This window comes from Streptomyces sp. NPDC054765 (assembly GCF_053612065.1).
Map to the genome: position 1 here is coordinate 51,357 of NZ_JBSHBP010000031.1, position 20,318 is coordinate 71,674.

General features: G+C 71.0%; 15 protein-coding genes. 8 read left to right on the forward strand and 7 right to left on the reverse strand.

The genetic code is table 11. The features are described 5' to 3' along the window. Positions 1–383: 383 nt before the first annotated feature. Positions 384–2,597: an SF1B family DNA helicase RecD2 gene (recD2, locus tag ACWGJY_RS20590; RefSeq protein WP_453262251.1), complete on the forward strand. Its 2,214-nt coding sequence runs from the start codon at positions 384–386 to the stop codon at positions 2,595–2,597. Between the two features lie 176 nt (positions 2,598–2,773). Continuing rightward, on the forward strand, positions 2,774–4,063 hold the full coding sequence (locus ACWGJY_RS20595; RefSeq protein WP_453262252.1) for a citrate synthase: 1,290 nt from the start codon (positions 2,774–2,776) through the stop codon (positions 4,061–4,063). Positions 4,064–4,551: 488 nt separating this feature from the next. On the opposite strand, the gene ACWGJY_RS20600 is transcribed toward ACWGJY_RS20595, so the two are convergent. Continuing rightward, entirely contained in the window at positions 4,552–4,839 is a 288-nt protein-coding gene (locus ACWGJY_RS20600) for a heavy-metal-associated domain-containing protein (RefSeq protein ID WP_453262253.1), read from the reverse strand. A gap of 355 nt (positions 4,840–5,194) precedes the next feature. On the opposite strand from ACWGJY_RS20600, the gene ACWGJY_RS20605 reads away from it, so the two are divergent. Next, positions 5,195–5,836, forward strand: a complete 642-nt coding sequence (locus ACWGJY_RS20605) for a DedA family protein (protein ID WP_453262254.1) — start codon at positions 5,195–5,197, stop codon at positions 5,834–5,836. Positions 5,837–5,948: 112 nt separating this feature from the next. Here ACWGJY_RS20605 and ACWGJY_RS20610 read toward each other — a convergent pair whose 3' ends face one another. Next, positions 5,949–6,980 carry a Gfo/Idh/MocA family protein gene (locus ACWGJY_RS20610; protein ID WP_453262255.1) on the reverse strand — a complete coding sequence of 344 codons (1,032 nt, stop codon included), beginning with the start codon at positions 6,978–6,980 and terminating at the stop codon, positions 5,949–5,951. Between the two features lie 358 nt (positions 6,981–7,338). On the opposite strand from ACWGJY_RS20610, the gene ACWGJY_RS20615 reads away from it, so the two are divergent. Then, on the forward strand, positions 7,339–8,586 hold the full coding sequence (locus ACWGJY_RS20615; RefSeq protein ID WP_453262256.1) for a LacI family DNA-binding transcriptional regulator: 1,248 nt from the start codon (positions 7,339–7,341) through the stop codon (positions 8,584–8,586). Positions 8,587–8,624: 38 nt separating this feature from the next. On the opposite strand, the gene ACWGJY_RS20620 is transcribed toward ACWGJY_RS20615, so the two are convergent. From ACWGJY_RS20620 to ACWGJY_RS20640, 5 genes are all read right to left on the reverse strand, one after another. After that, positions 8,625–9,545 (reverse strand): 2-dehydropantoate 2-reductase, encoded by a 921-nt coding sequence (locus ACWGJY_RS20620; protein WP_453262257.1) that lies wholly within the window; start codon positions 9,543–9,545, stop codon positions 8,625–8,627. Between the two features lie 98 nt (positions 9,546–9,643). Next, complete coding sequence (locus tag ACWGJY_RS20625; protein WP_453262258.1) at positions 9,644–9,838, reverse strand: helix-turn-helix transcriptional regulator; 195 nt, start codon at positions 9,836–9,838, stop codon at positions 9,644–9,646. Positions 9,839–10,653: 815 nt separating this feature from the next. Beyond that, complete coding sequence (locus tag ACWGJY_RS20630) at positions 10,654–12,066, reverse strand: sugar porter family MFS transporter (RefSeq protein ID WP_453262259.1); 1,413 nt, start codon at positions 12,064–12,066, stop codon at positions 10,654–10,656. A 481-nt stretch (positions 12,067–12,547) separates the two neighbouring features. Beyond that, positions 12,548–13,567: a Gfo/Idh/MocA family protein gene (locus ACWGJY_RS20635; protein WP_453262260.1), complete on the reverse strand. Its 1,020-nt coding sequence runs from the start codon at positions 13,565–13,567 to the stop codon at positions 12,548–12,550. 322 nt (positions 13,568–13,889) lie between these two features. Next, complete coding sequence (locus ACWGJY_RS20640) at positions 13,890–14,810, reverse strand: sugar phosphate isomerase/epimerase family protein (protein WP_453262261.1); 921 nt, start codon at positions 14,808–14,810, stop codon at positions 13,890–13,892. Between the two features lie 604 nt (positions 14,811–15,414). Between ACWGJY_RS20640 and iolC the strand changes: the two genes are divergently transcribed. The 4 genes from iolC (at position 15,415) to iolD (ending at position 20,299) form a co-directional block, all read left to right on the forward strand. Next, positions 15,415–16,443 carry a 5-dehydro-2-deoxygluconokinase gene (iolC, locus tag ACWGJY_RS20645; protein WP_453262262.1) on the forward strand — a complete coding sequence of 343 codons (1,029 nt, stop codon included), beginning with the start codon at positions 15,415–15,417 and terminating at the stop codon, positions 16,441–16,443. A gap of 111 nt (positions 16,444–16,554) precedes the next feature. Then, the gene (locus tag ACWGJY_RS20650) at positions 16,555–17,442 is read left to right on the forward strand and encodes a Cgl0159 family (beta/alpha)8-fold protein (RefSeq protein WP_453262263.1); all 888 of its coding nucleotides are present in this window, start codon (positions 16,555–16,557) and stop codon (positions 17,440–17,442) included. Between the two features lie 83 nt (positions 17,443–17,525). After that, a complete protein-coding gene (iolB, locus tag ACWGJY_RS20655) occupies positions 17,526–18,419 on the forward strand; it encodes a 5-deoxy-glucuronate isomerase (RefSeq protein ID WP_453262264.1) in 894 nt (297 codons plus the stop codon). Beyond that, on the forward strand, positions 18,416–20,299 hold the full coding sequence (gene iolD / locus ACWGJY_RS20660) for a 3D-(3,5/4)-trihydroxycyclohexane-1,2-dione acylhydrolase (decyclizing) (RefSeq protein ID WP_453262265.1): 1,884 nt from the start codon (positions 18,416–18,418) through the stop codon (positions 20,297–20,299). Before iolB ends, iolD begins: the two co-directional genes overlap by 4 nt. Positions 20,300–20,318 lie beyond the last annotated feature (19 nt).

Here is a 20,318-nt window from a genome sequence, read left to right on the forward strand (position 1 = left end):
GGACATCGAAGGGCACCAAACGGCACCAAACGGCACCGGACGGCACCGGACGGCACCGGACGACGGCGGACGACGGCGGACGCCGAGGGGGGAAGGCGCAGAGCCGACGAGGGGAAGGTGCCCGGCCGACGCGCGGAAAGCACAGCTGACGAGGGGAAAGGCACCACGGGCGCCGGCGAAATAACTCAGCGGGTGCGCGCAACCGTTGGCCGTCCGTAAAGGTCATAGCTGACGCCGGCCCCGCAAGGGGAGGGGCCCGGGGGGGATCCGGGGCCGGCGTGGAGGGGGAATCGAGGGGCCCGGCCATCGGACGGGCCCCTCGATGGAGCTCTCGGTGGCCCGCCTCCCTGCGCGGTGTCAGACCCCGGCGGTACGGTCGGTCCATGGTCAACGCAGCCGTGGTGGAAGGGGTCCTGGAGCGGATCACCTATGCCAATGAGGAAAGCGGCTATACGGTCGCGCGGGTCGACACGGGGCGCGGCGCGGGCGATCTGCTGACCGTCGTCGGCGCACTGCTCGGCGCGCAGCCGGGCGAATCGCTGCGCATGGAGGGCCGCTGGGGCTCCCACCCCCAGTACGGCAAGCAGTTCACCGTCGACAACTACACCACCCTCCTGCCCGCCACCATCCAGGGCATCCGCCGCTATCTGGGCTCCGGCCTGATCAAAGGCATCGGCCCGCGCATCGCCGACCGCATCGTCGAACACTTCGGCACGGACACCCTCGACGTCATCGAGCACGAGCCCGAACGCCTGGTGGAAGTGCCCGGCCTGGGCCCCAAGCGGACGAAGATGATCGGCGTGGCATGGGAGGAGCAGAAGGCCATCAAGGAGGTCATGGTCTTCCTCCAGGGTGTCGGCGTGTCCACCTCCATCGCGGTGCGGATCTACAAGAAGTACGGCGACGCCTCCATCTCCGTCGTCCGCAACGAGCCCTACCGCCTGGCCGCCGACGTCTGGGGCATCGGCTTCCTGACCGCCGACCGCATCGCCCAGTCGGTGGGCATTCCGCACGACAGCCCGGACCGGGTCAAGGCGGGCCTGCAGTATGCGCTGTCGCAGTCCACGGACCAGGGCCACTGCTTCCTGCCCGAGGAACAACTGATCGCCGACGCCGTGAAGTTGCTCCAGGTGGACACGGGCCTGGTCATCGACTGCCTGGGTGAGCTGGCCGCGGACCCGGAAGGGGTGGTCCGCGAGCAGGTGCCCGGCGGTGCGGAGGGCGCGCCGCCGGTCACCGCCGTCTATCTGGTGCCCTTCCACCGCGCCGAGATCTCCCTGGCCGGCCGGCTGTCCCGGCTGCTGCGCACCGACGAGGACCGGATGCCGGCGTTCCGGGACGTCGACTGGGACAAGGCGCTGGCCTGGCTGGCGCGGCGCACGGGCGCCGAGCTGGCCGCCGAGCAGCAGCAGGCGGTCCGGCTGGCGCTGACGCAGAAGGCCGCGGTGCTCACCGGCGGGCCGGGCTGCGGCAAGTCCTTCACCGTCCGCTCCGTCGTCGAGCTGGCCCGCGCCAAGAAGGCCAAGGTGGTGCTGGCGGCGCCCACGGGCCGGGCGGCGAAGCGGCTCTCCGAGCTGACCGGCGCGGAGGCCTCCACGGTCCACCGCCTCCTGGAGCTCAAGCCCGGCGGGGACGCCGCCTATGACGCGGACCGCCCGCTGGACGCCGATCTGGTGGTCGTCGACGAGGCCTCGATGCTGGATCTGCTGCTCGCCAACAAGCTGGTCAAGGCCGTGCCGCCGGGCGCCCATCTGCTGTTGGTCGGGGACGTGGACCAGCTGCCGTCGGTGGGCGCGGGCGAGGTGCTGCGCGATCTGCTGGCGGAGTCCGGCCCGGTGCCTGCCGTCCGGCTGACCCGGATCTTCCGGCAGGCCCAGGAGTCCGGGGTGGTCACCAACGCCCACCGCATCAACTCCGGCATCCCGCCCCTGACCACCGGAATGACGGATTTCTTCCTGTTCGCCGAGGAGGACGCCGAGGAGGCCGCCCGGCTGACGGTGGATGTCGCGGCCCGCCGGATCCCGGCGAAGTTCGGCCTCGACCCGCGCCGGGACGTCCAGGTCCTCGCCCCGATGCACCGCGGCCCGGCCGGTGCGGGCGCCCTGAACGGCCTGCTCCAGCAGGCCGTCACCCCCGCCCGCCCCGATCTGCCCGAGCGCCGCTTCGGCGGCCGGGTCTTCCGCGTCGGCGACAAGGTCACCCAGATCAGGAACAACTACGAAAAAGGCCGCAACGGCGTCTTCAACGGCACGGTCGGCGTGGTCACCGCCCTCGACTCCGACGAGCAGCGGCTGACCGTGCGCACCGACGAGGACGAGGAGGTTCCCTACGACTTCGACGAACTGGACGAACTCGCCCACGCCTATGCCGTGACGATCCATCGTTCGCAGGGTAGTGAGTATCCAGCGGTGGTGATTCCGGTCACCACCAGTGCCTGGATGATGCTGCAGCGCAATCTGCTGTATACCGCTGTGACCCGGGCAAAGCGCTTGGTGGTGCTGGTCGGCTCCCGCAGGGCCCTGGGGCAGGCCGTCCGCACGGTTTCCGCCGGTCGGCGGTGTACGGCGCTCGATCACCGGCTCGCCGGTGCGAGGTGAGGTCCCCCCTCTTTCCTATTCGGGGCGAAGGGGGGCAGGATGGGCACTCAAGCGGCACTGAGTGCCGCTGTGAGGCCCTATGGCCGACCCCGAGTGCACAACCAAGGCCCAAATGGGGGAAGGTATAGGCAGTCAGGGCACCTCGAAGAAGAGGCACAACGTCGGTGAGGGATGACGTGAGCGACAACTCTGTAGTACTGCGTTACGGGGACGGCGAATACAGCTACCCGGTCGTCGACAGCACCGTTGGCGACAAGGGCTTCGATATCTCGAAGCTGCGCGCACAGACCGGTCTGGTGACCCTGGATTCCGGTTACGGCAACACCGCGGCGTATAAATCCGCGATCACCTATCTCGACGGTGAGAACGGGATTCTGCGTTATCGCGGCTACCCGATCGAGCAGCTCGCAGAGCGCAGCACGTTCGTCGAGACCGCGTACCTCCTCATCAACGGTGAGCTGCCCACCGTCGATGAGCTGGCGAACTTCAAGCAGGACATCACGTACCACACCCTGCTCCACGAGGACGTCAAGCGCTTCTACGACGGTTTCCCCCGGGACGCCCACCCGATGGCGATGCTGTCCTCGGTCGTCAGCGCGCTGTCGACCTTCTACCAGGACAGCCACAACCCGTTCGACGAGCAGCAGCGCCACATCTCCACGATCCGGCTGCTGGCCAAGCTCCCGACGATCGCGGCCTACGCATACAAGAAGTCGGTCGGCCACCCGGTCGTCTACCCGAGCAACGACCTCGGTTACGTGGAGAACTTCCTCCGCATGACCTTCTCGGTGCCCGCCGCCGACTACGACCTCGACCCGGTGGTGGTCAGCGCCCTCGACAAGCTGCTGATCCTGCACGCCGACCACGAGCAGAACTGCTCCACCTCCACGGTCCGCCTGGTCGGCTCCTCGCAGGCGAACCTCTTCGCCTCGATCTCCGCCGGCATCAACGCCCTGTGGGGCCCCCTGCACGGCGGTGCCAACCAGTCGGTGCTGGAGATGCTGGAGGGCATCCAGGCCGGCGGCGGCGACGTCGACACCTTCATCCGCAAGGTGAAGAACAAGGAAGACGGCGTGAAGCTCATGGGCTTCGGGCACCGCGTCTACAAGAACTTCGACCCCCGGGCGAAGATCATCAAGGCGGCGGCGCACGATGTCCTCTCGGCGCTCGGCAAGTCCGACGAGCTGCTGGACATCGCCCTGAAGCTGGAGGAGCACGCGCTCTCCGACGACTACTTCGTCGAGCGCAAGCTCTACCCGAACGTCGACTTCTACACCGGCCTGATCTACCGGGCCATGGGCTTCCCGACCGAGATGTTCACCGTGCTCTTCGCGCTCGGCCGGCTCCCCGGCTGGATCGCCCAGTGGCACGAGATGATCAAGGAGCCCGGCTCCCGCATCGGCCGCCCGCGGCAGATCTACACCGGTGTCGTCGAGCGCGACTTCGTGCCGGTCGAGCAGCGCTGACGGCGGCCCTTCGAGGGCAGCCCCACCGCACGCAGAAAAGAAAGCGCCCCGCCTCCGGATCCCCCCACGGGTCCAGAGCGCGGGGCGCTTCCCCTGTCCCGGTTGGATTCCCCCCACGGGATCCCTCCGGGCGTTTCGGGGTGCACCGCGATCTGCCGGGACGCGCACATTCGGGAGGGCCGCTCAAAGCTCCCCGGGCGCGTCGCCCCGGCCACGCGTAGCCGGGCACGATCCCCCAAGATCAGCACGGCTGTTGCAGTGCAAGCCCCGCCGGGGTGCCTGCACTGCCCGGTTAGACTCACGACCCCCCTCAATGGTTACGTTCCGATGAGTGTGATCTGGGTCTCTTGCCATATTGGGGCGAATACGGTCAAGGGTCGCGATCTGGAGATCGGGACCCTTGAGTATGGGTGTTGTGTCAGTTGTAAGGGCCGTGTGAAACTTCGTCGGCCCGACCTGCGCCCCCGCGGTGGAAGCAGGCTCCGGGCTCAGGTCGCCTGCCCCACGAGTTCGTAGCCGGCCTCGTCGACGGCCGCGCGCACGGCGTCGTCGTCGAGCGGCGCCTTGGAGGTGACGGTCACCAGGCCGGTGGCCGCGACCGCCTGCACCGAGCTGACCCCGGCGAGCTCGCCGATCTCGGACGACACCGCACCCTCGCAGTGGCCGCAGGTCATACCGGTGACCTGGTAGGTGGTGGTCACCTCGCCGGACTGGACGTTGGTGCCGCCGGAGTGGCAGGAGTCTTCGGGGGTGCAGCAGGAGCTGTTCTCGGCCATGGGGGATTCTCCTTGTGGTGCCGATGTGTTCCGTGTGGTGCCAAGTGTCGGGGTGTCGCAGTGCACCGCGTGTCGGGGTGTCGCAGCGCGTCGTGTGTCGTGTGTCGTGTGTCGGGGTGTGGCAATGCGCTGCGAGGGGTCCCGGCGACCGGCGGTATCTCCCAACCCTAGGCACTGTATACCCCCAGGGGGTATCAATCCAGCGGTACTGCGGCACGTCCATGGGTACGTTCGTCGGGACGTCCGTCGGCACATCCGTCGGCACGTCCGTCGGTACGTCCATCGCGTTGCCGTGTGCCCCACCACGCGTCAGCCTGGGGATACGAGCTCGGGGCGGATCCGAGGAGGCGGCCGTATGGACGTACTCGCCCTCTACGGCCTACTGGTGCTCACCACGCTGCCACCATTGGTCCCCAACTCCGCCCTGCTCGTCTCCGTCGGCGTACTCGCCTCCCGTGGCGAGGTGTTCCTCCCCCTGATCCTGCTGATCGTCGGAGGCAGTGCACTGCTGGGGGACGTGCTGATGTACCTGGCCGCACGCCGGTTCGGCGAGCCCGTACGCGCCTGGATGCGTCGCAATCCCCGGCGCCGGGCGCTGCTGGAATGGACCTCGCACCGGATCCAGCGCTACGGCCTGCCGTTCGTGATCGCCGTACGGTTCCTGCCCAGCGGGCGGATCGCCGGCGCCCTGGCGTCCGGGGTGCTGCGCTACCCGCTGCGGAAATACGTCCTCGGCGCCGGTATCGCCGAAGCGACCTGGGCGACGTACTCGGTCGGCCTCGGCTATCTCGGCAGCGCCACCACCGGCCGCCCGCTCTACGCCGCCGGCATCGGCTTCGGCGTCTCCTGCGTGGTCGCCGCGGTCGGCGCCGCGATCCAGTGGGCCGCCCGCCGGCGCACCCTGCGTGGACCGTCGGAGGAGAGCGGCGAGGGCGAGGGCGGCGGAACTCCCAAGGGGGAGGGGGACGGCCGGGATTCATCGGCGACGGTGACGTGACGGCGTAATGGCGTAACGGCGGCGTGACGGCGTGACGGCGTGACGGCGTGACGGCGTGACGGCGTGACGGCGTGACGGCGTGACGAACGCGATCGACCGGGCCCAGGGACGCTTACGCGCCCGGAGTCGCACCACCGGCGGTGGCCCGGACATCCGCGACAGCAACGGGCTCACCGGTACGTCGCGAACGCTCGCACGCCTCGGCGATATAGAGGGCCTCCAGCGCCTCCGCGGGCGAGCACGGGCTCGGTGCACGGCCCGCTGCGACCTCGGCGAAGACGCCCAGTTCGGTGACGTATGCGTCGTGGAAGCGCTCCATGAACGTGGCATACGGGTCGGCCGCCCGCTGCCACGACAGCTTCGCCTCGGCCGACGGCAGCGGAGCCCGGTCATCGAGGCCGACGAAGCGGGCTCCCTCGGAGCCGCAGACCTCCAACCGGACGTCGTGGCCCGCGCCGTTGTAACGGGTCGCCGTCACGGTGGCCAGGGTGTCGTCGTCGAAGCGCAGCAGCGCCGCGCAGGTGTCCACATCGTCGCCGTCGGCGAAGAACGAGGCGCCCCGGTTGGCTCCTTGGGCGTAGACCGAGACCACCTCGCGGCCGGTGAGCCAGCGCAGGATGTCGAAGTCATGGATGCTGCAGTCCCGGAACAGCCCACCGGACGTGGGGATATAGCCGGCCGGCGGTGGCGTCCGGTCGCTGGTGCAGGCGCGCAGCGTGTGCAGCCAGCCCAGTTCGCCGGAGCGCAGCGCCTCGCGGGCGGTGCGATACCCCGCGTCGAAGCGGCGCTGAAAGCCGATCTGCGCGGGTACGGTGCCGGCCCGCGCCCGGTCCACCACACCGACGGTGCCGGGCACGTCCAGTGCCACCGGCTTCTCGCAGAAGACCGGCACCCCGGCGTCCAGGGCCTGGTGGATCAGGGAGGCGTGGGCGCTGGTCGCCGCGGTGATCACCACGCCGTCCAGGCCGTCCGCGTACATCTCCTCGATGCCCGCGGCGGCCCGTACGCCAAGGGCCTCGGCCAGTGACGCGGCGCGGGCGGTGTCCGCATCCGCGACCACGATGCCGGTGACGCCCGGAACGCTCCGCAGGGTGTGGGCGTGGAACGCACCGATGCGCCCGGTGCCGATCAGACCGATCTTCATGCCTCGGGTCCTTTCCGGGGGGAATTACGGAGGGCGAAGAGGGAGGGGAGGGGAGGGCGAAGAGGGAGAGGGAGGGGGAGGGGGAGGGGGAGGGAGATGAAGGGAGTGCGGATGAGTAACGGGAGGGGAGGGGGAGAGGGGACGGGCGAGGGGGAGGAGGGGGCGTTACGGCTGGGGCGGGGGAGCTGCCGGGCGGTGAGGCTGGGAAGCGCAGGCCCACCCCGCCCACTCGTTTGGAACGGTCCAATCATCGCGTCACCGGCACCCTGCATGTCCTGATGTCCGCATGTCAACCGTTCTGCAGGGGCGTGCGGTGGTGCATTGACGCCGGCCTGCCCCGATGGAAGGATTTCTACCTATGGAACGGTCCAACCAACGCCCCGGCGGACGGAACCGAGCCGACGGACGCCCCGGGGGCCGCTCCGAAGAAGGATCCGAAGAGGGGGCCGAAGGACGGCCGGGGGAGCGGTCGGCGGGACGGTCGGGCGCGCGGCCCGTAGGGGGCCGGCCTCCGACCATTCGCGGTGTCGCCGAGCGCGCGGGCGTCTCCAAGTCCCTGGTTTCGCTCGTGCTGCAGGGCTCATCGCGGGTCAGCGATGCCAAGCGGCAGGCCGTGCTGGCGGCCATCGACGAGCTGGGCTACCGGCCGAACGCAGCGGCCCGCAGCCTTGTCGCACGCCGTACGCACACCGTCGGCGTGCTGCTGAACGATATGCGCAACCCCTGGTTCGTCGAGGTGCTCGACGGCCTGAACTCCCTGCTGCAGGCGCAGGGTCTGCGGATGTTGATGGCCGACGGACGGCTGGACAGGCGGGCCGGCCAGGACTTCGCCCGCACCTTCCAGGAAATGCGGGTCGACGGCATCGTCGTCGTCGGCACGCTCCCGGACACCGACGGCCTCGCCGAGGTCGCCGAACGGCTGCCGACCGTCATCGCGGGCAACCATGAACCCCGGCTGCCGCGCGTCGACCTCGTCGCCAACGACGACGAGCGCGGCGCCCGGCTCGCCACCGAGCACCTCATCGGTCTCGGCCACCGGCGGATCGCGCATATCGCCGGGCAGGGACTGGTCGGTGAGCTGCGCCGACGCGGCTTCGAGGCCGCCGTACGTGCCCACGGCCTGGAGGCGAGCGCCGTCGTGGAGAACGGCGACGGAACCGAGGAGGGAGGCTACCGCGCGGCCGTCCGGCTGCTCCACCCGTCACGCGACACCGGACGCCTCCACGCCCAAGGCCCCACCGCCGAACGCCCCACCGGCCAACGCCGCACCACTGAACGCCGCACCCCCGAACGCCCCACCACTGAACGCCCCACCGCCGTCTTCGCGTTCAATGACATCTCCGGCGTCGGCGCGCTGTCCGCCGCCCAGGAACTGGGCCTGGACGTGCCCGCCGACCTCTCCCTCGTCGGTTACGACAACACCTACCTCGCCCGCATCCGCCACCTCTGGCTCACCTCGGTGAACAACGCCAGCCACGAGGTCGGCCGGCGCGCGGCGCGCTGCCTCCTCGACCGCATGGAACGCCCGGACACCCCGGCCGGGCAGCAGCTCGTGGCCCCGGCAATGGAGATCAGGGGGTCGACGGCACCGCCCCGCCCCGCCTGACCCCGCGCCTTCTCCACCGTTTCTCGACTGCTTCTCTACTACTTCCCGCTCCGCAGTTCGCGGTCCACCGCCCGCAGCAGAGTGAGCAGCATCTTGTTCAACGGGGTGGCGATGCCGTGCCGTTCACCGGCCCCGACGACCGCGCCGGTGAGGAACTCATGCTCCAGCGGGCGGCCCGCGAGGCGATCGTAGAGCATCGAGGAGCCGCCTTCCGGAGGCGCGGTGGCATACAGCTCAAGCGTCCGGGCGATGTCCTCCTCGCCGATGTCCGCGCCCTCGGCGCGCGCGACGACAGCCGCCTCGCGCAGCAGATCGCGGGTGAGCGCGGCCATCTCGGGGTCGGCGAAGACCCCTATCCGCTGCTGGAGAAGGGCGGTGATCGGGTTGGCCACGAGGTTGGTGAACAGCTTGCGCCAGGAGGCCGTGGTGAAGTCGGCGACCCTATGCACCCGCAGCTCGCTGCCGTCCAGCAGAGCGGCGAACCGGTCCGCCAACGGGCCCGCCGGCACATGCAGTTCACTGGCGACGTGATGCAGGACCCGCCCCGGCGCGGTGCGCTCCGCCGAGATGTAGACGACGGTGGGGAGGATGCCGGTGCCCCGGGGCACGAGCGGAGTGACGCGCTCCACCTGGCCGATGCCGTTCTGCAGCACCGCGACCGCGGTGCCCCGGCCGCACAGCCGCCGCAGCCAGCCCTCGGCGCTCGCGGTGTCCTGTGCCTTGGTGGTCAGCAGCACCCAGTCGACCGGCGCCACCTGCGCCGGGTCGGTGACGATACGCACCGCCGCGGGCCGTACCGTACCGCCGCTCTCGATGCTGAGCCCCTCCAGCGGGCTGCGGACGCACAGCGTGACGTCAAGACCGGCCCACCGGGCAAGGGCGGCGGTGTAGCCGCCGATCGCGCCGCCGCCGATCACGGCGATCCGGGCGGGCGTGGCTGCTCCGGGGGTCTGGGGCATACCTCGATCGTAGAGGCCGGGAAGGCCTGGGGGAGGGTGCCGACCGGGCCCCGGCGTCGCCCGGGGCGCCGGGGCCCGGCCCGGTCGGATCCGGTGGCTCAGCGGCGGCCGCGGTGGCCAGGTCGCTGCGCCACCCACGCTCTGACCGTGTCGGCGAACCAGTACGGTTTTCCGCTCTCCACCAGATCCGGTTCGGGCAGCAGCCCGTGCTTGCGATAGGAGCGCACGGTGTCCGGCTGCACCTGGATGTGCGCGGCGATCTCCTTGTACGACCAGAGCTTGCGGTCGGTCATCTCTGCCACCTCCTGAGCGCCGTACGCAGGGTCGGCCCGGGGGAGCCGGCAGGGGGCTGCGTACGGCCTGGTGATCACTCACCCTGTGCCTGGACAACGACACCGAGTAACCATCGGGGAGGGGCTGTTGATCGGCTGTGACGGAAGCCCCGCGTAACGGTGACAGCCGTGACGCGGGGCGGATGGCTGTGACGGGGGCGGGACGATCCCGGACCGGAGCGGAAAGCAGCGGAGAGTAGGGGAGAAGAGGGGGGAGAAGAGGCGGGGTCGTGCGGGGCGGGGAGGGGCGGCCCAAGACTGGAACGGGCAGTCCAAGACCGGAGCGGGTCCCGGCCCAAGACTGGAGCGGGACAGTCCCCGACGCGGGAGGGGCGGTCCACAACTGGGGGCGGGGCGTCACAGTACGCGGAGTACGACGCAATGGCCGTGTGGCGGGCCGGTTCTCGTGCTGAGAGAACCGGCCCGCCACACGTATGCCGTAGACCTCGCTGCAGGTGTGCAGGTGTGCAGGTGTGCAGGTGTGCAGGTGTGCAGGTGTGCCGGACGGGCTGCGATGCGGATCAGACGCAGAGCGCGCGCCAGGTCTTCTTGTCCACCTTGCCGTCGGCGGACGCCGGACCGGTCAGCAGTCCCGCGGTCGCGGCCAGGACGGCCGTGCGCGGTTCCGGCGATCCCCCCACTATTTCCCGCCCGCCGGATTCGGTGCCCGTTCGCCAGATCCCGTACGCCGCCGTCAGATCCCGTACGCCGCCGTCAGATCCCCGTACGCCGCCGTCAGATCCCCGTACGCCGCCGTCAGTTCCGCGTCCCTGCCGTCACGCCTCGTCCGTCGCCGCCCTGCGCAGTTCGTGTTCCAGGTCCTCCAGGGCCAGCCCCTTCGTCTCCGGTGCGTACCGCTTGCAGAACACCAGGGACAGGACGCACATCACGCCGAAGAACCAGAACGTGGTGCCGGCGCCGACCGCGTCGAGCAGCAGCGGGAAGGCCAGCGCCACCGCGAAGTTGACCAGCCACATCACGAACACCGCGGCCCCCATGGCCAGCCCGCGCACCTTGAGCGGGAACATCTCGGCGAGCAGCAGCCAGACACCGGTGTTGAGGGTGGCCTGCATGAAGGCCATGTAGAGGACCATCAGGCCGAGGACGAGGGCGCTGACGGCGGGGGAGTGCGGCAGGTGGAAGGAGGCGCCGAGCAGGGCGAGCGAGACGGCCATACCGGTCAGGCCGGCGAGCAGCATCGGCCGTCGGCCGACCCGGTCGATCAGCGACATCCCGATCGCGGTGGCCAGGACGGAGATCACGCCGACCGCGATGGTGGCGGTGATCGAGGCGCCGGTGCCCAGTCCGGTCGACGCCAGGATCTTGGGCGCGAAGTAGACGACGGCATTGACGCCGGTGATCTGCTGAACGGCCGCCAGACCGATGCCGACCAGCAGCAGCCGCCGTATCCACGGTGTGCGCAGCTGCTGCCAGGCGCCGCGCCGGGCGTCGGCCTCCAGGGCGCGGGCGTGGTCGATACGGGCCAGCTCGGCGGGGACGTCCCCGGCGGGCAGCGTACGGTGCAGCACCCGGGCCGCCTCGTCCGTCCGGCCCTTGCTGATGTACCAGCGTGGGGTGTCGGGAAGGAAGAAGAGCCCGACGAACAGTGCCACGGCGGGCAGCGCGGCAAGGCCCAGCATCCAGCGCCAGGCCGCCCAGTGCGCCAGGACGGCATTGATGAGGTAGGCGAGCAGCTGACCGCTCACGATCATCAGTGAGTTGAAGGAGACCAGCCGGCCACGGATGTGCGGGGGCGCGATCTCGGAGAGATAGAGCGGGGTGATGACGGAGGCGCTGCCGACGGCGAGCCCGAGGACGAAGCGCGCCACGGTCATGACGGGGATGCCCGGGGAGAGCGCGACGGCCAGCGCGCCGCCGATGAACACGGAGCCCGCCCACAGCAGCGAGTTGCGCCGGCCCAGCGCATCGGACATCCGGCCGCCGATCAGCGAGCCGAAGGCCGCGCCGATCAGCAGCGCGCTGGTGATGATGCCTTCGCCCAGGGAAGTGAGGCCGAAGTGGGTCTCCATGAAGGGGAGGGCGCCGGAGATCACCCCGGTGTCGTAGCCGAACAGGGCACCGCCGAGGGCGGCAATGGCAGCGATGCCGATGATGAAGCGCTTGGCGCCGCGGGCTTGCGCGTTCTCACGCGGGCCGGCGGATGCCATCCGGCTCGTCGGAGCGGCCATCGTCAGCTCCGGTACGCCGTGCCGGCCGGGCCGGCGGCCGATCGGATGGCCGCCGGCCCGGCGGGCTGAGCGGGGGATGGGGCCGGGGAGGGGGATGGGGAGGGGGATGGGGCTGGGCGCGGCGGTATGGGGGTGCCGGGATGGAGTGGGGCGGCGTGGTGGATGACGTGCATGGTGCGGGGCCTTTCGGTGGAACGGGGCCTTTCGGTGGATCAGGGTGGGCCGGCGACGGGGCGCTGTCCGTCACGGGCCGCTGACACGGGCTGCTGTGCTGTAACGGGGCGCTGTATCGGGGCGCGCTTCAGCGACGGGGTAACGGGGCGCGCTTCAGCGACGGGCGCGTGACCGTATCGGGTGTGTCTCGGTAAGGGGGTGTGTCTCGGCGAGGGGGCGTGTCTCGGTGACGCGCGTGCCTCGGCGACGGTGACGCGGGCGCCCAGCGCCGGGGCGCGCCTCACCGATACAGCGCGGGCCGCGCGCTTCACCGATACAGCGCGGGCCGCTCGATCAGATTGACGGTCACCCGCTCGCCGGTGGCCTGGGCGCGCACCCCCGCCTCGCACACGGCGGCCGCGGCATAGCCGTCCCAGCAGCTGGGGCCCTCGACCTCACCGCGCCGGGTGGCGTTCACCCAGCGCTGCACCTGCCGGTCGTAGGCCTCCTCGAAGCGCTCCACGAAGCCGGGCGGGACGGCGCCGCCCCAGCGGCCCGCGGTGTTGCTGAACACGCCGTGGTCGTCCCCGATCCTGGCGGTGCCGCCCTCGCAGACCGCCTCGCAGCTGACCTGGTAGCCGAAGCCGCAGTTGACGAAGAGTTCGGTGTCGACGACCTGGCCGCCCGCGGTCTCGAAGAGGATCAGCTGCGGGTCGCTGAGGCCCTCGGGGGCGTTGCCGGTGGGGGACGGGCGCAGCACACGGACCGCGGTGATCTCCTCCTCCAGCAGCCAGCGGGTCACATCGATCTCGTGCACCACCGAGTCATTGATCATCATCGCGTTGGTGAAGCCGGGCGGGGTGTCGGCGTTGCGGTGCTTGTTGTGCAGCATCAGCGGGCGGCCGTAAGTGCCCTGGTCCAGAAGGGACTTGAGGGTGCGGTAGTCCGCGTCGTAACGGCGCATGAAGCCGACCTGTACACGGCGGTGGCCCAGTGCCTGCTCCGCCTCCAGGACGCGCAGCGCGGAGGTGGCGTCCGGCGTCAGCGGCTTCTCGCACAGTACGGGCAGGTCGCGCGCGAAGGCATCGAGCAGCGCCGCCTCGTGCGCGGGGCCCGGCGAGGCGATCAGCAGGGCGTCCACCCTGGCGTCGTCCATGGCGGCAGCCGGGTCGGTGTACGGGGTGCAGCCCTCGATGCCGTCGGCTAGATCCTTGATGCGGGCCGCGTCGATGTCGACCACCGCAGCCACCCGGGCACCGCTGATCACCTTGTTGATCCGGCGCACATGGTCGGCGCCCATCCGGCCGGTGCCGATCACTGCCACACCGAGCGTTTCGTGCGAAGTCATGTCGTCCACAAGTCCTTACGTGCTACGGAGTGTGATATACCCTGGGAACTGATTACTCTACGTAATCGTTGCCGGAGTGTGAGGAGGCGTCGTGAGGCATACGCATGCGAGCCATACACGCACGAGGCGCACGCATCAAGGCCATACGCATCGCGGCAAGGCGTACGCGTCGCATCAAGCCCTGCGCGTCGCATGTATCAAGCCCTGCGCGTCGCATCAAGGCGCGCACACTGCGGCGCGGCGCGTGGGGCGTGGGGCGTATGGCGGCGCGTGGGGCGTATAGGGCTCCTGCCGGTCCTGCCGCTCCTACCGCTCCTGCGGCTCAGGCGCCGCAGGAGCGGAGGAAGCGGCGGGTGCGCTCGGCGATCGGGAACGGCTGGTCGGGTGGGCAGGGGTACATGTCCTGCTCGACGATGGCGAAGAGGTCGACGTCCAGCTCCTGGGCGGCCTGCAGGACGGGCGGGAGCGCGGGCACGCCGAGCGGTGGTTCGCACATCACGCCCTGTTTGACGGCCGGGCCGAACGGGGTGCCCTTGGCGACGACCTCGCCGAGGATGTCCGGGTCGACCTGCTTGAGGTGGAGGTAGCCGATCCGCTCCCCGTAGGTGCGGATGAGCTTGACGCTGTCGCCGCCGCAGTAGGCGTAGTGGCCGGTGTCCAGGCAGAGGTTGACCAGGTCGGAGTCGGTCACGTGCAGGAGCCGTTCGACATGCTCCTCGGTGTCGATATGGGTGTCGGCGTGCGGGTGCACGACGATGTCCAGCCCGAATTCGTCCCGGACCCGCTTGCCCAGCCGCTCCATGCCGGTGGTCAGGTGCTTCCACTGCTCCGTGGTCAGCTCGCGCGGCTCGATCTCCTCGGCGGTCTTGTCGTCCCGCCAGAAGGACGGGATGACGACGAGGTGCCCCGCGCCCATCGCCTGGGTGAGGGTGGCGACCTCGGAGACGTGTGCCCAGGTCTTGTCCCAGACGGACGGGCCGTGGTGCAGCGAGGTGAAGATCGTGCCGGCCGAGACCTTCAGGCTGCGGCGGGCGATCTCGTCGTGCAGAACGGCGGGGTCGGTGGGCAGGTAGCCGTACGGGCCGAGCTCGATCCACTCGTAGCCGGCCTCGGTGACCTCGTCCAGGAAGCGCTGCCAAGGGACTTGCCGGTCGTCGTCGGGGAACCAGACCCCCCACGAGTCGGGTGCGGAACCGATGCGGAGGCGGTCCAGGACGGGCGGGGCGGCATGGGGTACGGACATGCTGCGGCTCTCCTCTCGCCGGTCGGCGGTGACCGGGAGGCGCTGGGGCGGGTCGTGGGGCACAGCCTCTCTGTCGCCCTGGGGAGTGTCAAGACTTCGTCCTGACATAAGGACTTAAGGACTTTGTGGCTCGGGGATGCGTCCAGGGTGCGCCCCAGGGAGTCTCCCGGGGTGCGCCCAGAGAGTGACCCGGGGCGCGCCCAGGGGCGCGTCCGGATCCCACCCAGGGCTCTGTCCGGGTCGTACCCAGGGCTGTGTCCGGGGCGCGCCCGGGGGTGCGCCTGGCTTGCGCTCGGGGGTACGCCCGGGGCGTGCTCAGGGGGCGTGTGCTCACGGGTGCGCCACGGGCGCCCAGGGGTACGCCTGGAGGGTGGATTTCACGGTTGGGCCCGCCCCCGGGTGGGCCGTGCTCCGACCCGCCCGGGGGAGGGGCGGCCCCGGCCCGCCCGTCTCCCGTACCCCGTCTCCCGCATCCCTCCCACTCCCCTCGTCAACGTCAGTATGTAAGGACAAAGTGTTGACAGGGTCTGACTCTCCCCGTTAGACCTTTCCTCAGAGCCGAACCCGCCGAACCCGCCGTGCCGGCCGACTCGAAGGGGCGCACATGACCGAGCCGTTCGACCTGATCACCATGGGCCGCATCGGAGTCGACCTCTACCCGCTGCAGACCGGGGTGCCGCTGGCGCAGGTGGAGACGTTCGGGAAGTTCCTCGGTGGTTCGGCCACCAACGTGGCGGTCGCGGCGGCACGGCTCGGGCGGCGGAGCGCGGTCATCAGCCGCACCGGCAGCGACCCGTTCGGCGACTATCTCCACCAGGCGCTGCGGGACTTCGGCGTGGACGACCGCTGGGTGACGCCCGTCGAGGCGTATCCCACGCCGGTCACGTTCTGCGAGATCTTTCCGCCGGACGACTTCCCGCTCTACTTCTACCGGCGTCCCACGGCCCCCGACCTGGTCATCCGCCCCGAAGAGCTGGACCGGGACGCCATCGCGGCCGCCCGGATCTTCTGGATCACCGGTACGGGGCTGTGCGAGGAGCCCAGCCGCGGGGCCACCCTCGCCGCGCTGGAGGCCCGCGCCAGGAGGGGCACGACCGTCTTCGACCTCGACTGGCGGCCGATGTTCTGGGGCAGTACGGGCGGTACGGGCGGTACGGGTGGTACGGGCGGTGCGGGCGGTGCCTCCGGAGGCAGCGGGGTGAGCGGCGCCGCGGCGATGGCCGCCGCCCGCCCGTATTACGAGGCCGCCCTCCGGTACGCCACCGTGGCGGTCGGCAATGTCGACGAGGCCGAGGTCGCCACCGGGCTGCGCGACCCCAAGGCCTGTGCCCAGGCGCTGCTGGAGCGGGGCGTCGAACTCGCCGTCATCAAACAGGGCCCCAAGGGCGTGCTCGCCGTGCACCGCGACGGCCGTACGGCGGAGGTTCCGCCCACCCCCGTCGAGGTCGTCAACGGCCTGGGTGCCGGGGACTCCTTCGGCGGCTCGCTCTGTCACGGCCTGCTGGCCGGCTGGGACCTGGAGCCGATGATGCGCTACGCCAATGCGGCCGGCGCGATCGTCGCCTCCCGCCTCGCCTGCTCCTCCGCGATGCCCACGGCCGACGAGGTCGACGCGTTCCTCGAGGGGCGGTGACCCCATGGCCGACGCCCGCCCGACGGCGCCACCGCCCGACGGCGCCGCCGCCCGACGGCCGCCCCGCGCCGCACCCGCCCCACCTGTGCACTCAAGAAGGTGAGTTGAGCCTTGAACCCTAGGATCAGTGACCTCGCGACGCTGCGGGCCCGCCACCCCGAAGCCGTCGCGGAGGCCGCCGCCCGCCGCACCCGCCGACCGCTCATCGGCGACAGCGGCCGGCTGATGATCGTCGCGGCCGACCACCCGGCCCGCGGCGCGCTCGCCGTCGGAGACCGGCAGCTCGCCATGGCCAACCGCCTCGATCTGCTCGAACGCCTGGTCCTTGCGCTGTCCCGGCCCGGCGTGGACGGGGTGCTCGCCACCGCCGACATCCTGGAGGACCTGCTGCTGATCGGTGCTCTCGAAGGCAAGGTCGTCATGGGCTCCATGAACCGCGGCGGCATCGCCGGTGCCTCCTTCGAGATGGACGACCGGTTCACCGGCCACCGCCCCCAGGACCTCGCCCGGCTCCGTTTCGACGCCGGCAAACTGCTGCTGCGCATCGACTACAGCGACCCCGGTTCGCTCACCACCCTGGAGACCACCGCCCGCGCCATCGACGCGATGGCCGAGCGGCGACTGCCCACCTTCGTCGAGCCGTTCCTCTCCTCCCGGATAGAGGGCGCGGTCCGCAACGACCTCGGCGCCGAGGCCGTCACCCGCTCGGTGGCCATCGCCTCCGGCCTCGGCGGCACCTCCGCCTACACCTGGCTGAAACTGCCGGTCACCGACGACCCCGACGCCATGGCCCGGGTCTGCGAGACCACCACCCTGCCGACCGTGCTGCTCGGCGGCGACATCGGCAGCACCGTCCGGGACCAGGAAGCCGCCTACGAGAAGTGGCGCAAGGCGCTGCGGCTGCCGACGGTCCACGGCCTGGTCGTCGGGCGCTCGCTGCTCTATCCGGCCGACGGGGATGTCGCGGCCGCCGTGGACACGGCCGTAGGCCTGCTGTGAACACCGCGATTTCCGCAGGAGACTCAGGAGACGCGATTCCGCAGGAGACTCAAGAGACGCGATTTCCGCAGGAGACTCGAAAGATGAGCACTGAATTCCACCTGACGGCCGGCGAAGCGGCTCACGGCCCGTACGTGCTGGACATCGACCCGGAGCGGGCGGGCTGGGGCTACTCTTCGCTGCGCGTCCTCGACCTGCCGCCCGGCGGCCGTCACTCCTTCGCCACCGGCGACAGCGAATGGCTCGTGCTGCCGCTGTCCGGCGGCTGCACGGTGCTGACCGACGGCGGTGCGGCCTTCGAACTGACCGGCCGGGAGAGCGTGTTCAGCGGTGTCACGGACTTCGCGTACGTACCGCGCGACGCCCATGTCCAGCTCGCCACCGGCGCCGGCGGCCGCTTCGCGCTCACCGGCGCCCGCTGCGACCGCCGCCTCCCCGCCCGCTACGGCGCCGCCTGCGACGTGCCCGTGGAGCTGCGTGGCACCGGCAACTGCTCCCGCCAGGTCAACAACTTCGGCGCCGCGGGCACCTTCGAGTGCGACCGGCTGATCGCGGTGGAGGTGCTCACCCCCGGCGGCAACTGGTCCTCCTATCCGCCGCACAAGCACGACGAGTGCCGCCCCGGCGAGGAGTCCGAGCTGGAGGAGATCTACTACTTCGAGGTCGAACCGGCGCACGGCACGGAAGGCGTCGGCTACCAGCGCGTCAGCCCCTCGGGGCACGGCCGCGGCACCGATGTGCTGGCCGAGGTCCGCAGCGGCGACGCGGTCCTGATCCCCGACGGCTGGCACGGCCCGTCCATCGCCACGCCCGGTCACACCCTCTACTACCTCAATGTGATGGCCGGACCCGGCGAGACCCGGGAGTGGCTGATCTGCGACCACCCCGACCACGGCTGGATCCGCGGCACCTGGCCCGGTCAGCCCGTCGACCCCCGCCTCCCCCTCTACGCAGCGCCGGCAGGAGACGCCCGATGAACGCCCCGACGACACGCCGCCTGACGGTCGCGCAGGCCCTGGTCGAGTTCCTCGCCCACCAGTACACCGAGCGCGACGGCCGCCGGCACCGCCTGATCCACGCCTGCTGGGGCATCTTCGGCCACGGCAATGTCGCCGGCATCGGCCAGGCCCTGCTGGAGTCCGGCCAGGCGCTGCCGTATCTCCAGGGCCGTAACGAACAGGCCATGGTGCATGCCGCCGTCGGCTACGCCCGGCAGTGCGACCGGCTGTCCGCGCAGGCCGTCACCACCTCCATCGGCCCCGGCGCCACCAACCTCGTCACCGGCGCCGCGCTCGCCACCGTCAACCGCCTCCCGGTCCTGCTGCTGCCCGGCGACATCTTCGCCACCCGGCCCGCCGATCCCGTCCTCCAGCAGCTCGAAGTGCCCTTCGCCGGCGACCTCTCCGTCAATGACACGCTGCGCCCGGTCTCCCGCTACTTCGACCGGGTCACCCGGCCCGAGGCGCTGATCCCCGCCGCCCTCCAGGCCATGCGGGTGCTCGCCGACCCCGTCGACACCGGCGCCGTCACCCTGGCGCTGCCGCAGGACGTCCAGGCCGAGGCGTACGACTGGCCCGAGGAGTTCTTCGCGGACCGGGTCTGGCGCGTCCCCCGGCCCGGCCCCGACGCCGACGCGCTCGCCGAGGCCGTGAGTGCCCTGCGCGATGCCCGCCGGCCCCTGGTCATCGCGGGCGGCGGGGTCCACCACAGCGAGGCCGAGGACGCGCTGTGCGCGTTCGCCGACGCGACCGGTATCCCCGTCGCCGCCACCCAGGCCGGCAAGGGCTCGCTGCGCCACGACCACCCCGCGGACGTCGGCGGCATCGGCCACACCGGCACCGCCACCGCCGACGCCCTCGCCCGCGAGGCCGACCTGGTCCTGGGCGTCGGCACCCGCTACACCGACTTCACCACCGCCTCGTCGACCCTCTTCGCCGCGCCCGGTGTCCGCTTCGTCAACCTGAACATCGCGTCCTTCGACGCCCACAAGCTCGGCGCCCGCTCCCTGGTCGCCGACGCCCGCGCCGGCCTCGAAGCGCTCACCGAGGCGCTGTCCGGCCACCGCGTCGACGCGGAGTACGAGGCGGCCTACGGGGCGGCCAAGGCCGACTGGGAGCGGCGGGTGGATGCCGCGTACGGCGCCGGGGACCCGTCCGTACGGCCTTCTCAGACGCAGGTGCTCGGCGCCCTGGACGCCGTCGTCGACGACACCGACGTGATCATCAACGCGGCCGGTTCCCTCCCCGGTGACCTGCACAAACTCTGGCGCACCCGGTCCCGCAGGCAGTACCACCTCGAATACGGCTACTCCTGCATGGGCTATGAGATCCCCGCCGCGATCGGTGTCCGGCTCGCCGCCCCCGGCCGGCCGGTGTGGGCGCTGGTCGGCGACGGTACGTATCTGATGAACCCCACCGAACTGGTCACCGCGGTCCAGGAGGGCATCAACATCAACATCGTCCTCGTCCAGAACCACGGCTACGCCTCCATCGGCGGTCTGTCCCAGGCGACCGGCGGTGAGCGCTTCGGCACCGACTACCGCTTCCGCGCCGCGGACGGCACGTACACCGGGGCGCCGCTGCCGGTCGATCTCGCGGCCAACGCCGCCTCGCTCGGCATGCAGGTGCTCCGGGCGGCCACCGTCGGCGAGCTGCGCGCCGCGCTCACCGAGGCACGTGGCGCGAACCGGCCCACATGTGTCTATGTCGAGACCGAAACGGCCGACACTGTGCCGGGCGCGCCGCAGGCCCAGGCCTGGTGGGATGTTCCTGTTGCCGAGACCGCGACACGTCCGGCGGCGGTGGCCGCACGCGAGGCGTACGACCGGCACGCCGCCGGGCGCCGCCGCCACCTCTGACCCGCTCGAAGCCGTCACC